Consider the following 14,079-nt stretch of genomic DNA (forward strand, 5'->3'; position numbering starts at 1 on the left):
ACCAATGACACCATCTCACCCGACGAAACGTCCGACCGACGCAGCGCATCTCGACGACCGGGACGACGACCAGGCCGACGACTTGCCCCGGGAGCTCCTGAACCTCCCGTGGATAGACCCCCACAACCACGCTCACACGCTCTCGTGGGAGGACCGAGAGCGATACGCCCTCTCCGGATGCCGGTCGATGCTCATGGTCGCGTCGGGCTACCACTGGACGCCGTACCGGCCCGTCGAGGCCGACGACGTCCGGTTCCTCTGGGACGACGCGATCAACCGGCGCGCGGCCATCGAGCGGAACCACTTCTTCGAGGCCAAACTCGGGCTGGGGATCCACACTGGGGTCCGCATCGAGAACCCCGACGACCTGCTGGACGCGATGGCGGGCTACTGCGAACTCGACGAGGTAGTGGCGGTGGGTGAGACCGGCGTCACACCCTCCCAGCACGTCAGTCGGTGGGACCTCGACGGCCAGCGCGCCGTCGTCGGGGCGCAGATGGAGTTGGCTGCCGATCACGACCTGCCTGTCATCCTGCACACGCCGAACACGACGACCGAGCGCCGCCGCGAGTACCAGCGCCCGCCGGGGACGCCGGGCTACGAGAAGAACGCCGGCCTCGGGCAGGAGCCGGTGATCGACGCGGAGAATCCACAACTCGAAGCGGTGAAGATCGACGTCGAGGCCGCGAACGAGGCCGGCCTGGACGAAGAGCGAGTGGTCGCCTCCCACGCCGACCGGAACAACACCGCGTGGCTGATGGCGGAGACCGACTGCTACCTGAGCTACACCATCGGCCACTCGTGGCTGATCGGGGTCACCGCCGCCGACGTCGCGAACGCCATCGACGAGTACGGGCCCGAGCGGATCATGGTCGACACCGACTGCGCGAACGTGTTACGGACCGATCCGTTCGCCCTGAAACGGGCTATCTTCGAGCTGTACCGCTACGGCATCGACGTCGACGACATCCGGCAGGTAGTCCTGGAGAACCCGCGGGACGTGTTCGACTTCGAGGAGTAAATCTCGGGATAGCCGCCACTGAAGGTTTCGAGGACCGATTTCCGTGGGTCAGTCGAACGTGCAGGGGTTCGTCAGTTCGCCCAGTTCCTCGATGCCGACGGTGACCTCGTCGCCGTCGTCCAGGAGCACGGGCGGGTCGCGGTACACGCCGACGCCGGGCGGCGTCCCGGTGAATATCAGGTCACCAGGTTTCAGCGTGAAGGCCTGACTGCAGAAGGAGACGATCTCGTCGACGCCGAAGATGAACTGGTCGGTCGAGGAGTCCTGCAGGCGCTCGCCGTTCACCTCGGTCCAGATGTCGAGGTCGTGGGGGTCGTCGACCTCGTCGGTCGTCACCAGTTCCGGGCCGACCGGGGCGAACGTGTCCAGGCTCTTCCCGCGGACCCACTGGCCGTCGCCGTGTTGCAGGTCGCGGGCGGAGACGTCGTTGCCGACGAGGAAGCCGGCGACGTGGTCCATCGCGTCCTCGGTGTCGACCCGTCGGGCCTCCTCGCCGACGACGATCACCAGTTCCGCCTCGTAGTCCACCTTCTCGGTGAGCTCCGGATCCCAGGTGATCGGCTGGTCGGGGCCGTTGACGGCCGTCGGGAACTTCGAGAAGAGGACCGGTTCGTCCGGGATGGGGTTGTCGCCCTCCTCCGCGTGGTCGCGGTAGTTGAGTCCGACGCACACCACCTTCTGCGGGTCGCTGACGGGGGCTCGGCGCTCCACTTCGTCTTCCTGGTGGAGGCCGACGCCGGTCTCCTCGGCGTACTCGACGGCCATCTCGGCCTTGCGGCGCCATTGCCACGTCGCTAGCAGGTCACTCGTGCGGTGTGGGACGTCGACGCCGGCGGCCGCGCCGGCCGTCGGCAGGTCGACTACTGTGTCGTCCGGGCGCAGGACGCCACACCAGGGCTGTTCACTCTCCGTCGTCGCGTATTGTCCGATTCGCATGTATCTACTCTCGGTCGTCGGTTCTCGTTCGGTACCCTTCGCTATTGGGAAGTCAGTGTGCCCAGTTCTGCATCGCCCTGCGGCACAGTTCCGTCTACAGCTCGATTCCCGCCTCCTCGATCAGCCGGTGGCCCGACTCGCAGAACCGGTCGAACTCCTCGTCGACCAGCGGGTTCAGGAGTTTGCCGTCGCGCTTGACGACCTCGCCGTCGACGAGGACGGTGTCGATGTGGGACGGCTCGGACTGGAAGACGGCGGTCTGGACCGGGTCGTGGGACGGCGCCGTCAGGAAGTCGTTCTCCTGCAGGAGGATGATGTCCGCGCGCTTACCGGGCGTGAGCGTTCCGATCTCGTCCTCCAGCCCCAGCGCCTTCGCGCCTTCGATCGTGGCCATCTCGAGGGTGTCACGACAGGAGATCGAAACCTCGGTGACCTCCTCGTGGCCCTCGAGGATCTCCTGGTTGTCGAACATCCGCTGGACCTGCATGCCGACTCGCATCTGGCTGCTCACGTCGCCGGCGATATTCGAACAGACGTCGACGCCCCAGGTCGGGCGCCCCCCGGCCTCGAGGACCTTCCCGGTGACGGGGATGCCGTGGCCCATCTGCATCTCGACCTCCGGCGTCGACGAGAACGAGGCGCCGGCGTCGACCGCGTGCTGGACGTCCTCCTGCGAGAAGTGGTTCCCGTGGGCGATGTTGACGTCCGGGCCGAGCTCGTCTTCGAGACAGCCAAAGCCCTGGTAGTCCTCGCTGTAGACCGACGACGGCCACAGCGCCGCGCCCATGTGGATGGTCGCCAGCGCGTCCAGCTCCCGGGCGAGTTCCAGGTCCGCGAGGGCGGTCTCGTCGACACAGAAGTCCGGCCCCCGTAGCCCGAGTGCCAGGCTGAGCAGGTCCTCGTCGCGGATATTCTCGTCGTACAGCGCTCTGATGTTCTCCTCGGGGAGGCCGACGTCGCTCTCGAACCACCACTTCGCCGCGTCGTCGCCCGGCGGGCCGTAGGTGTACACCGCACGCAGCCCGGCGTCGTCGAGCGCGTCGACGGCCCGCTCGCCGTGTTCGAGGGTGTTGGGATACGACCAGTCCAGGACCGTGGTCGTCCCCGTGTGGAGCTTCTCGAAGGCGCCGAAGAGCCCGCCGAGGTACATGTCCTCGGGCTGGTAGAGCCCGGTGATGTTGCCCAGCATGTGGTCGAAGTACTCCCCCATGAGCGACCAGTCCCCGGCGATACCCCTGACCTGGGTCTGTGCGAGGTGGATGTGCGAGTCGACGAACCCGGGGATCACGATGTGGTCCGTCGCGTCGATGACCTCGGCGTTCGACGCCGAGAGGCCGCGTCCGATCTCCAGGATCTCCCCGTCCTCGATCAGGACGTCCGCGTCGTCGAGCTGGCCGATCTCCGGGTCCAGCGAGACGACCGTCCCGTGTTGTATGATGGTCCGTGACATGGACAACTATAATGATTGACCAGTAGGGTATAACTTTACCGGACGGTAAATCGGAGGTGTGTCGCCGTCGACGCCACGAACTCTCGGGAAGTCGTGCGAGACCGCCCATGCGGAACGGCGGTACGCGATCTCTCCCCGCACCGAATTCACAGATGATAATCAGGGAGGTAGAGTAAAGGTGAGAAATCGGCCTCGTTCACGTATGGCACGAGTGCTAGTCGATGCGGAAAACTACCGGATCGAATACGACCACGAGAGCGGCGCACTCCTCCACATCTGGACGGAGTACACGTCCGGACAGGAGTTCCGCGACGGCTGTAACGAACTGCTCGACGTTATCAAAGAGGAGAACGCGACGAAACTCATCGTCGACACGAGCGAGATCAAGGCTCACGATACGGAAGACAAGCAGTGGCTCCAGGAGGAGTGGATGCCCCGGGAGATCGAGGCGGGCATCGAGTACAGCGCGTCGGTCCCGTCGGCCGATAGCTCTATCTCGAAGATGGAGACGGAGAAGCTCGTCGACCAGGCGACCGACCTCCCGATGACGTACGTGATGGCGGAGAGCCTGGCGGAAGCGCGCGAGTGGATCGCCGACCAGTAGGCCGACCAGGGAGCAGTCCTATTATATAGCCCATGATCGGAGTAGTGGTATGAGCGAGCCGGACGAGACGGTCTCCTCGAAGGACACCCGCGAGGTCATCATGGAGGCGACCTTCCGTGCGCTGCGGGAGCGGGGGTACGGCGACCTCCGGATGCGCCACATCGGCGAGGAGATGGACCTGACCAGGCAGGTGATCCACTACCACTTCGACGGGAAGGACGACCTGATGGCCTCCTTCCTCGAGTACATCGCCGAGCAGTACGAGGGGAGCGTCGAGGTGGACGACGACATGGACCCCCGGGCCGAACTCGACGCCCGGATCGACCAGTGCCTCTTCGGCCCCGAGTTCGACGAGTTCACCCACTGGGACCGCATGAAGGTGTACCACGAGCTGTTCGCCCACGCCCAGAACGACGACCGCCACCAGGAGATCCTCGACGATCACTACGAGCAGATCAAGGGAAGCATCGTCGCGGTCATCGAGCGCGGCATCGACGAGGGCGTCTTCCGCGACGTCGACGCCGACCGCTTCGGCCAGCTGGTGACCGACGCCATCCACGTCGGTCGCGAACGGCGCATCTCACTGGGCCACGAGGAGGCCCCCGAGGAGGCCCGCGAGGCCATCGACGAGTTTATCCTCGATTCGCTGTCCGTCGACGAATAGCCCGGCCGGGGTGCTCCGGCCCGGGCGGTCCCGGGCCGTCCCGCCGCGTTACTCCCCGCTTGCTTCTTCGCTTTCGTCCTCGCCCGGCTCACCGAACACGCCGGCCTCGGCCAGCGAATCGATCTCGGCTTCGTCGTAGCCGAGTTCGCGGAATACCTCCCGGTTGTGCTCGCCCAGCAGCGGCGGCGGGAGGTCGAACCCGCTGTCGGCCTCGCCGTACCGGAGCGGGTGTTCGATCACCGGCACCTCCCCGAGTTCGGGGTGGTCGATCGACGTGACGGTGCCGCGGGCGTCGATCTGTGGGTTGTTGAGTGCCTCCTCGACGTCGTACACCGGCCCGGCCGGCACGCCGGCGTCCTCCGCGATGATCTCGATCCACTCGTCGGTCGTCTGCTCCCGCAGCGTCGACTCTATCTCCGCTTCCAGTTCGTCCAGGTGGTCGACGCGGTCGGCGTTCACTTCGAAGCGCTCGTCCTCGGGCAGGTCCGGCCGGTCGATGGCCTCGCACAGCTCCCCCCAGAGCTTCTCGTTGAGGATGCAGACGTTGATGTAGCCGTCCTTCGTCTCGAACGTCTGGTAGGGCGCCAGGACGGGATCTTTCGTCCCCATCCGCCGGGGCTCCTCGCCGGCGAACACCATCCCCGCCTGTTTCGTGAGCCAGGGCAGCGTCGCCTCCAGCATCCCGAGGTCGATGTATTCGCCCTCGCCGGTCTGTTCCCGCCGATACAGGGCGGTCATCGTCCCGAAGGCGGCCCACATCGCGGTGATCAGGTCCGTCATCGGCAGGCCGACCTTGACCGGCTGGCGCCCCTCCTCACCGGTGACGCTCATGATCCCGCTCATCCCCTGGATGAGCAGGTCGTAGCCCGACCGTTCCCGCCAGGGGCCGGTCTGCCCGAACGCCGAGATGGCGAGGTAGACGAGGTCGTCGTTGTACTCCGAGAGCGTCTCGTAGTCGACGTCGAGGCGCTCGGCGGTCCCGGGCCGGAAGTTCTGAACGAACACGTCGGCTTCCGCGACGAGGTCGTAGAGGGCTTCCTTCGCCGCAGCGTTCTTCAGGTCCAGTTCGAGGCTCTGCTTCCCGTAGTTCAGCGACCAGTAGTACGGCGACTCGCCCTGGATGAACGGCGGGCCGGTGTGGCGAACGGCGTCGCCGTAGCCCGGCTGTTCGACCTTCACGACCTCGGCGCCCTGGTTCGCCAGCATCGCCGAACAGAACCCGCCGGTGACGAACGTCGAGAGGTCGACTACCTTCACGCCGTCCAGTATCTTGCCCTGGTCAGTCATCGTCGGTCCTCGACCCGTTCCTCCCGTGCCGCCCGCCCGTCTCCCGTGGCAGCGACGAACGGCCGCGTCTGTCGCCCGGTCGGCATTCCTCCATGATCGTTCATGGACTTACCATCTGGTAAAACTATCGCCGAATCGTCGGTACGGACTATTCGCTCACGCTCGTCTGTCGGTGCCCGTCAGGCGTCAAAACGGGTGCATGTACAGCCTCTACCCAGGAAAACTGCGAACCGGACGCGCTGGGACTCTTCGCGCGTGAACGGCTGGGGCCGCAAACCGCTTCATCGCTGGTCCAGTCTGGCGGGACGACGCCCGATCTCTCCCGACTATATAAATTATAAGTACCTGGGCGAACTGTCATGCCGTATGGGGTGTAGTAGATCGACGAAAACGGGACCAGCGGAATCCGAGCCGGGGGGTGGGGTGTCCATCGACCTCGCGCTACCAGTTCGGGAGTCCAGCTTGTTCAAACACAGTGCAAGCAAACACGTTCTCAACTTCCTCGGCGATAACCCCGACGTCAACGTATCCATTCGACAGCTCGCGCGAGTCACGCCCGTGAGCGAGCGCTCGACGCGCGAAGCCGTCGACGTCCTCGAGGCAAACGAACTCGTCGTCACGTTCCACGAGGGGAACGCCCGTCGCGTCCACATCAACAGGTCGAGACTCGACAAGCCTGACGACCCGATACGGAGTATCTCACAGACCGAGTTCCAGACTCCGACACGCGTCGCACGGCAGTACATCGAGGACGAACTCGACGACGTGAGGGGAATCATCCTGTTCGGTAGCGTCGCCCGTGGCGACGCAGACCGGCAGTCCGACATCGACCTCTGGGTACTCGTCGAGGGAGACCACGTGCGACAACGACACGAGGCCAACAAACTCGCACAGCACCTCGGTGGCATCCGGATTCCCTCCTCCATCGCCGTCGCGGACGCGCTGAACACCGATTTCGAGAGCGGCTGGGACAGTATCAGGGAGACGCTGGAGAGTGACGACCAGACCTGGTCCTCGGCCCAGCGCCACTCGTTCGAGATACTCGTCGAGACGCCACAGTCGATCCTCAATCAGGCCGACCGGGTCGACGCCGAAGCGTTGTTCGGCGAGGGAATCACGATCCTGTCGACCGAGCTCCTCGACCGAACCAAGCAGGAGGTGCTCGGAAATGAGTGATCCCAGCGAGTTGCTCGACGCGATCGCGGCGGCCGAAGACGCGTTCGGTCACGCACACGGGCAACCGACGTTCGAACCCGAGATCAACTCGGCCCCCGATGCGAGCGACGGTGAGGTGCAGATACAGAAGGCGTGCCGGCTCCTCGCACGGTCCGAGAACTCGACGACGTCGGCGACTACTACGGCGCAGTCCTCGAGCACTCGTTCATCGCTATCGAGCACACGCTCCAGGGGTATCTCCTGGCGATGACCGGGACGGACGCTGCCGACTTGCAAGACCACTCCTCACCGTACGAATTCGCGAAGGGGCACGTCCCGCTAGCAGTCGACACTGTCGAGACGCTACAGATGCTCTACGACGCCCGACGAACCGAACACTACTACGGGACGACCGTCACGACGCGGGAACAGGCCGAGCAGATGCACGCTGTCGCGACGCTGGTTCACGACCACGTCGTCTCGTTCGACCACGAGACCGAACGGTACTGTCTGTGCTCACATGACGCGTGATCCGTCTCGTATGGCGGTAGCACTGTCGGCGGCCGGTTCGTTCGCCGCCCGTTCCACCGGCTCCTGGCGGTGTGGCCCTGGTCTGTGGCGGGGAAATTGCGACTACGGGGGGCGATCCCAGTCCCCTTTCACAACCTGGTTTCTAGTAGTAACTCCTAACGTACCCAGGGTCGATCGACTGATATGGACGACGTAGCGGACGACCCCGTCGAGAAACTCGAGGTCTGGTGTGCGGGGAACGACTGGTGTCCGGTCACGACGACCGCCACGTTGATCGGGAAGAAGTGGCACCCCGTGATCGTCCACCGGTTGCTCGAACACGGCCCGAGCGGCTTCAACGAGCTCAAGGCAAACGTCGACGGCATCTCCAGCAAGGTCCTCTCGGACAGCCTGGACGACCTCGAAGCGAACCAGCTCGTCGACCGCGAGATCATCAGCGAGAAACCGTTCCGCGTCCACTACTCGCTGACCGACCACGGGGAGTCACTCCAGCCAGTCATCTACGCGATGCGCGACTGGGGGACGGAACACCTGAAGCGGCCCGGGCAGGCCGAGGACGCGGCCTCCGGTCGCTGACCGGCACAGTTCGCGAACGCACCGAGGGCGATCGGCCTCTCGGCCAGAAGGGGTTACGACGGGAGAGGGTGGTCTGCGACGGGAGGGCAGGCGTGTGCCCTACGCGGCACAGTTGTTCGGGCCCAGTTCGAGTTCCGTCGCCTCGCGCTCGCCGTCGACGGTGTCTCTACCGGTGTTGACGGCGATGACCGTCTCGTAGTTCGGGGGCTTCTCCGGGGCGTCTCCGGCCAATCGTTCGACGAACGCTTCGTGGTCCAGCCCGAGGAAGTCGAGTTCGTCGCGGAGGTCCTCGAGCCGGGCCTCGAGGGGGTCGCCCGGCGACCCGTTCTCGTAGCGTCCGTCGCTCGTGACGGTGAGGTGGCCCGGCAGGATGGTCGTGTCGTCCGGGAGGTCGAGGATCGTCTCGTGGAGCGAGTCGTACAGCAGTTCCGCGCCGCGCGAGGCGTCGTCTTCGCCGAACTGGAGTTCCGTCCGGCCGACGGAGTCGACGAACAGCGTATCGCCCGTCAACAGGAGTTCCCCGTCGACGAGGTAGTTCGTCATCTCCGAAGTGTGGCCAGGCGTGTGGAGCGCCTCGATCTCGACGTCGCCGACCTCGACGACGTCGCCGTCCCAGAGCGGTTCGTATTCGTACTCGACACCGCGTTCGCTGGCTGCCTCGCCGAGGTGGTAGGGCACGCCGACCTCGTCGGCGAGTGCCGGACTGCCGGAGATGTGGTCGGCGTGGACGTGCGTATCGAGCACGCGTGTGATGGAGAGCCCGGCGTCCTGGGCAGCGACTTTGAACTGGTCGGTCTGTCTGGTCGCGTCGACTACGGCTGCCTCTTCGGCGGCTTTCGAGCCGACGACGTAGCCGAGACAGCCCTTCGCCCGGCGCTGGACCTGCCGAACGACGAGGTCGTCGCTCGCCGTCTCGATGGGGACGACCTCGTAGCGCTTGCTCCACGCCTCCATCCCGCCAGTGACGACCGAGACGTCGTCGTAACCGTGTTCCTCGAGGTCGAACGCGAACGGCGTCGACGTCAGCCCCTTCCCGCAGATGGCGACGACCGGTCCGCCGTCGACCAGTGCGTCCACCTCGTTCAGTTGGTCCTCGCTCAATCCCTCGTCGGGGTCGTATGGAACGTTCGCCGCGTCGCGCACGTGCCAGGCCTCGAAGCTGTCCTCGGGACGCACGTCGATGAGCGTGAACTGTTCGCCGGCGTCGATCTCGTCCGCGAGTTGTTCCGCAGTGATGTTTGTGACCATCGTATCTCACCTGTGTGGTGTCGTTCGCCGTTCGTGGGATCTATCGGGGCCGCCGTCGCCGCCTAGCGCGTTCGATTACGCCCTTCGTCGGGAAACGTGTTCCTGCGTGGAATCATGGACGTCTCGCAGTACGCTTCGCCGGCCGCGTAGTCGACGCCGGGCTGGATGAACGGATACGCCCCGTCTGCGGGCGTGTTCTGGGCTCGGCCGCCGTCGTCGGCGGTCTCGACCAGTCCCATCACCTCGTAGTCGACGGGCGAGTGGTCTTCGAGATACTCGACGACGACGTCGACCGGGATGGTCCCGTCGTCGACCTCGACGTCCTGGAACGGGAACCCGCAGTTGCCGAGGTCGCGTTCGGGATCACCGGGCCGACGGAACGTCGCCACCGAGTACGTCTCCTCGGGGTCGATTGGTTCGCCGTCGATCCGCATCTCGACGAGGCGACGGCCGCGCTTGGCGGTCGGGTCGACGGTCACCGCGACGTTCGAGGAGAAGCTACGGACGCGACCGTCCTCCTGGTCGTAGGGGTACGGCGTGAAGTTGTCCTCGAGGAACGCCTCCACGTGGCTCGTGAGTTGCTGGCCGTAAGCGACGCCGCGGGCGACGGGCGCCGTCATCGGGAAGAACGTGTATAGATCGCCGAGCGTGATCTCGCCGGGCGGGATAGCGGTCCCGTACCGGAACCCGTGCGAGACGGCGAGGTCCGTATCGAAGTGTGCCCGCAGCGCGTCGTTGAACAGCGTGTTCCACGCACTCTCGAGGAACGACTGCCGGTAGAGTGGGTTTTCGGTCCGGCCGACGACCGTATCCAGCGGACGGTCGAGCGTCCCGGCCCCTCGCTCGAATCCTGGCTCGTCCTCGAGGAAGGGCGCACGCTCGGCTTCGACCGTCTCCGCCGCCTCGGCGTCCGGTTCCGGCGTGTGCTCGCCGTCCTCGGTCAGACAGTAGAGGTGGTGTCGGAACTGCACCTCGCCATCGCGAACGCGGAGGTCCACGCGGCCGAGCGCCTCGCCCATTCCTGACTCGACGACGACGGTTTCGGTCTCCGGGACGACGATGGGGTCGTAGGTGTACTCGTGGGTGTGCGCGCTGAACAGCACGTCCACGCTCGCACAGTCCTTGGCGGCCTGGACCATCCACGGGAGGCCGATCTCGGTGACCGCGACCACGACGTCCGCGCCGTCCTCGCGGGCGGCCTGTGCTGACGCTTCGAGGTGCGCGGGGTGCTTGCCGAAGCGGTACTTCCCCTCGGAGAACGCGGGCGCCATCCGGTCGACGTAGACGTTCGTCATGCCGACGACGCCCACAGAGAGTCCACCGACGTCGAGGATCCGGTACGCGTCGTACAGTCGCTCGTCGGTCTCCCAGTCGTAGAGGTTGTTCGCGAGAACCGGGGCGTCGAGTGCGTCCATCAGTTCCACGAAGTTGCCGTCCTCGGCGGCTTCGTTCGAGTAGTCCCAGTTCCCCGGGACGTAGACGTCGGGCGCGACGTGTTCGTTGATGGGGTCGAGCATCGCTCGCCCGTCGGTGTAGGTAGTCACGGCGGATCCGTGGAACGTGTCGCCACTCATGAGCGTACAGACGTCGTAGTCCTCGCGGAGTTCGTCGAGTTTGGCCGCCAGAATCGGTACGCCACCCGCACGTTCGATGACTCGGTCGCCTTCGCCGAAGTCGAACGCCGGACCCGACGTGGGGTTGTCGTAATAGACCTGGTGGCGCGGCGTCAACTGTCCGTGGAGGTCGCTCACGTGAGCGAAGACCACGTCGGCGTCCTCGTCGTCGTCGCCGCGACCGACGGGGGCGCCGTCGAGGGATCGCCACTCGCCGGTGACCCTTTCGTTCCCGTTCATGGTGGCACGACTGTCCCTACGGACGTCGAGCGTTCATGAGTTGTGGTTACAATTACAAATACTGCACACGACCGTCGAAGAACGCTTGAACGAGTACCTGGGACGCAACCGCGCCCCTCTGGACCGCGATCGGATAACGAAACAAATTCGAATCGACACGCTGTCTCGGATGCGAAACTCGATTCGGCGTTTCGCTTACGTTTCATAGTGGCAACTTCCCTAAGTGATGCGGTCGTAGTCTCGGCCAGACAGATGCGTCTGCTACCGTCGCAACGGAGGCGGTATCGATGACGACTAACTGGGTAACGACGGGGCTGTCTGCGGTCGTCATCCTCGTCGCGTCCGTCGTTCACGGGATCGCCGGATTCGGTTTCGCGCAGGTGTCGATGGGGCTGATGCCGCTGTTTCGGTCGCCCTCGAGTGCGTCGATCATCTTCACGGCGACGGCGGTCGTGAGCAACGCTCGCGTCTGGTGGAGCGTCCGGGACGCCTTCGACTGGGAGAAGTGGATCGTTCCCGTCGGCGGACTCGTCGTCGGGTTGCCGCTCGGTATCTACGTGTTCAGTCGGTTCGACGCGGCACAGATGCGCGTCGCCATCGGGGCAGTTCTCGTGCTGGCGGTCGTCGTCGTCGGTGCGACTCAGCAACTCGACGTCGTCACGGACTGGATCGAGGAAAAGGACTACAGGCCGGGGAAAATCGTCGGCGTGACGGCCGGGCTGCTCGCGGGGATTTTGGGCGGCGCCGTCGCCGTCCCCGGCCCGCCGATGATCGTCTACGGGGCGTTCATGTCGGCGAGCGGGTTCTGGAGCGACGAGGAGATGAAGGCTACGTTCACCGCCTTCTTCGGGACGCTCATGTTGTACCGTCTCGGGAGCCTCACCTATACGGGAGCCGTGACGACGCCGCTGATGATCGAGGCTGTCGTCGCCATGCCGATGGTGTTTCTCGGTGCCTGGTTCGGCGTGTACATCTTCGACCACATTCCCGAGCGTATCTTCCAGTGGCTCGTACTGGTACTCCTCGCCGTAAACGCGGCCGTCCTCCTGTTCACGGCGGTTCCGGAACTCTAACGCGTCGTGCTACCGACCGTAGCGCTCCGTAGAGATACGACGTCGGATGGCCGTGTCGTTCGTGGGTCACGAGATCGACGTATCGACCGCTCCGGGTCTGTTCGACCGCGTCGACGGCCTCAGCGACGGTCAATCGCCGGTCGGCCGCGTGGGCTTCGCTCTCGAGGTCGGTCGTTTCGCGCAGACTGTCGAGTGGTTTCGGCCGAATATATCCAGGTAGGGCTGGATAACGACGACGCGGTCGACGAGCGCCGCGTGTGAGTCGCCGGCCACCGCGCGTCTCCCCCGTCGCTTTTCGACGCCCGCTCCCGGGGAAGCGACGATGCCGTATCACTCCCCGCTCGGTTCGTACGTCGCCGTGAAGGCCTGTGCACGTTCTTTCGCGGCCTCCACGTCTTCGACGGAAACGCGAGTCCGTCGAATAGAACCTCAAATCTGGTAGACGGCTTCGCTTCAGAACGACACGTTCCGGTCGTCGCGCGGGAAGTCCCTGTCCATCTCTTCGAGGGTCCCGCCCCGGTCGTCGTAGTACTTCCGTCCGATGTAGCGCTCGTCGAGCGTCCCGTAGATCGACGCGAAGAGGTCGTCGAGGTTCTCGAACGTCTCGTCGTTGTCCCGTTCGAGCATCGTGGCGATCGCCGCCGAATCGTCGTCGTCCGGGGCGTCGATCGTGACGTCCCCGACGCGTTCGACGACCCCCGACCGGTCGACCGGAAACTCGAACTCCTCGTCTAGATAGCCGCGCAGGTGTGGTGGTCTCATTGTGTTCACTGGATCGTTGTATTCACTCGATCGCTGGGTTCGTCCGTCCACTGTTCGTGGAGCGGCGTCGGCCGGTATTCTCTCGTGGAAGGATTCGGCCGTCCCCGGCAAAAGCGTGCTTCTCAGTTCGTTCCCAGTCGGTGGTCGCGTTCGATGTCCTGATGTTGTGGAATCGACGCTGACCCTCTTGCAACGTGGATGATCCCCGCGTCTAGAGTCGCGGGAGGAGATCGCGCTCCATCGCGGATTCGACCACCGGGAGGTTTTGGTCCAGCCCCTACCTGGCGGACGTGTTCGGACGGCGATTGAAGGGCTCGGGGAACCAACACCGACGTGATGCTCGAACCCGGCGACACCGCACCGACGTTCACCGCGACGCTCGGCACGAGCGACCACGAACCGTTCGACTTCGACGACCACCTCGGGGACGGTCCCGTCGTACTCGCGTTCTTCCCGGGCGCGTTCACGCCCCCGTGTTCCAGCGAGATGGTCGCGCTGCAGGACCACCTCGACGAGTTCCACGAGGCCGGGGCGACCGTCCTCGGCGTCAGCGCCGACTCGGCGTTCTCCCAGGGCGCGTTCCGCGACGAACACGGGATCGAGTTCGACCTCGTGAGCGACACGGCGGGCGAGGTGATCGACGCCTACGACCTCGAGATCGACATCGAGCCGCTCGGCCTGTACGGGGTCGCCAACCGCGCGACGTTCGTCCTCGACGAGGACGGCACGATCACGGATAGCTGGGTCGCTGACGACCCGACGAACGAACCGGACTACGACGAACTACTCGAGGCGGTCGAGTCGGCGTAATCGTCGTCGACCCGTCCGGACACTGCGAACTACCTGAAAACCCCAGAGAAATCCCGCCGTAGTGGTGACTTCGTCGCTGGGTCGAAGACCGGATTGTCGATACCTGGCT

At 65.0% G+C, this 14,079-nt stretch carries 13 protein-coding genes and 2 pseudogenes; 8 read left to right on the top strand and 7 right to left on the bottom strand.

Annotated elements, in window-relative coordinates; all coding sequences use genetic code 11:
- The first annotated feature begins 4 nt into the window (after window positions 1-4).
- Window positions 5-1,021 carry a TatD family hydrolase gene (locus AC5FRV_RS15355; protein ID WP_493561969.1) on the top strand — a complete coding sequence of 339 codons (1,017 nt, stop codon included), beginning with the start codon at window positions 5-7 and terminating at the stop codon, window positions 1,019-1,021.
- A 48-nt stretch (window positions 1,022-1,069) separates the two neighbouring features.
- Here AC5FRV_RS15355 and AC5FRV_RS15360 read toward each other — a convergent pair whose 3' ends face one another.
- Entirely contained in the window at window positions 1,070-1,957 is an 888-nt protein-coding gene (locus AC5FRV_RS15360; RefSeq protein ID WP_493561970.1) for a fumarylacetoacetate hydrolase family protein, read from the bottom strand.
- 94 nt (window positions 1,958-2,051) lie between these two features.
- Window positions 2,052-3,407, bottom strand: coding sequence for an amidohydrolase family protein (locus AC5FRV_RS15365; protein ID WP_493561971.1), 1,356 nt, complete (start codon window positions 3,405-3,407; stop codon window positions 2,052-2,054).
- 202 nt (window positions 3,408-3,609) lie between these two features.
- On the opposite strand from AC5FRV_RS15365, the gene AC5FRV_RS15370 reads away from it, so the two are divergent.
- Together AC5FRV_RS15370 and AC5FRV_RS15375 are read left to right on the top strand one after the other, a co-directional pair.
- Window positions 3,610-4,011 (top strand): hypothetical protein, encoded by a 402-nt coding sequence (locus AC5FRV_RS15370; protein WP_493561972.1) that lies wholly within the window; start codon window positions 3,610-3,612, stop codon window positions 4,009-4,011.
- Window positions 4,012-4,060: 49 nt separating this feature from the next.
- Window positions 4,061-4,675: a TetR/AcrR family transcriptional regulator gene (locus AC5FRV_RS15375; RefSeq protein ID WP_493561973.1), complete on the top strand. Its 615-nt coding sequence runs from the start codon at window positions 4,061-4,063 to the stop codon at window positions 4,673-4,675.
- 48 nt (window positions 4,676-4,723) lie between these two features.
- Here the strand turns inward: AC5FRV_RS15375 and AC5FRV_RS15380 are convergent, their stop codons facing one another.
- Complete coding sequence (locus AC5FRV_RS15380; RefSeq protein WP_493561974.1) at window positions 4,724-5,962, bottom strand: CaiB/BaiF CoA transferase family protein; 1,239 nt, start codon at window positions 5,960-5,962, stop codon at window positions 4,724-4,726.
- A 423-nt stretch (window positions 5,963-6,385) separates the two neighbouring features.
- Here AC5FRV_RS15380 and AC5FRV_RS15385 point away from each other — a divergent pair, with 423 nt between their 5' ends.
- The 3 genes and pseudogenes from AC5FRV_RS15385 to AC5FRV_RS15395 all read left to right on the top strand — a co-directional run bounded on the left by AC5FRV_RS15385 (window position 6,386) and on the right by AC5FRV_RS15395 (window position 8,224).
- Window positions 6,386-7,138, top strand: a complete 753-nt coding sequence (locus AC5FRV_RS15385; RefSeq protein WP_493561975.1) for a nucleotidyltransferase domain-containing protein — start codon at window positions 6,386-6,388, stop codon at window positions 7,136-7,138.
- A pseudogene (locus AC5FRV_RS15390) lies at window positions 7,131-7,648 on the top strand (DUF8154 family protein). Before AC5FRV_RS15385 ends, AC5FRV_RS15390 begins: the two are co-directional and overlap by 8 nt.
- A 183-nt stretch (window positions 7,649-7,831) precedes the next feature.
- Window positions 7,832-8,224, top strand: coding sequence for a winged helix-turn-helix transcriptional regulator (locus AC5FRV_RS15395; RefSeq protein ID WP_493561976.1), 393 nt, complete (start codon window positions 7,832-7,834; stop codon window positions 8,222-8,224).
- A gap of 99 nt (window positions 8,225-8,323) precedes the next feature.
- Here the strand turns inward: AC5FRV_RS15395 and AC5FRV_RS15400 are convergent, their stop codons facing one another.
- A complete protein-coding gene (locus tag AC5FRV_RS15400) occupies window positions 8,324-9,472 on the bottom strand; it encodes an MBL fold metallo-hydrolase (RefSeq protein ID WP_493561977.1) in 1,149 nt (382 codons plus the stop codon).
- 62 nt (window positions 9,473-9,534) lie between these two features.
- On the bottom strand, window positions 9,535-11,325 hold the full coding sequence (locus tag AC5FRV_RS15405) for a bifunctional metallophosphatase/5'-nucleotidase (RefSeq protein ID WP_493561978.1): 1,791 nt from the start codon (window positions 11,323-11,325) through the stop codon (window positions 9,535-9,537).
- A 287-nt stretch (window positions 11,326-11,612) separates the two neighbouring features.
- On the opposite strand from AC5FRV_RS15405, the gene AC5FRV_RS15410 reads away from it, so the two are divergent.
- The gene (locus AC5FRV_RS15410) at window positions 11,613-12,398 is read left to right on the top strand and encodes a sulfite exporter TauE/SafE family protein (protein WP_493561979.1); all 786 of its coding nucleotides are present in this window, start codon (window positions 11,613-11,615) and stop codon (window positions 12,396-12,398) included.
- On the opposite strand, the pseudogene AC5FRV_RS15415 reads toward AC5FRV_RS15410, so the two are convergent.
- Together AC5FRV_RS15415 and AC5FRV_RS15420 are read right to left on the bottom strand one after the other, a co-directional pair.
- A pseudogene (locus tag AC5FRV_RS15415) lies at window positions 12,376-12,564 on the bottom strand (CGCGG family putative rSAM-modified RiPP protein); the annotation flags it as partial. The gene AC5FRV_RS15410 and the pseudogene AC5FRV_RS15415 sit on opposite strands and share 23 nt — an antisense overlap.
- Before the next feature lie 287 nt (window positions 12,565-12,851).
- Window positions 12,852-13,160: a DUF5789 family protein gene (locus AC5FRV_RS15420; protein ID WP_493561980.1), complete on the bottom strand. Its 309-nt coding sequence runs from the start codon at window positions 13,158-13,160 to the stop codon at window positions 12,852-12,854.
- A 336-nt stretch (window positions 13,161-13,496) separates the two neighbouring features.
- On the opposite strand from AC5FRV_RS15420, the gene AC5FRV_RS15425 reads away from it, so the two are divergent.
- Window positions 13,497-13,970 (top strand): redoxin domain-containing protein, encoded by a 474-nt coding sequence (locus AC5FRV_RS15425; RefSeq protein WP_493562075.1) that lies wholly within the window; start codon window positions 13,497-13,499, stop codon window positions 13,968-13,970.
- Window positions 13,971-14,079: the final 109 nt, after the last annotated feature.

Source organism: Halomicrobium sp. HArcel3 (assembly GCF_058933135.1).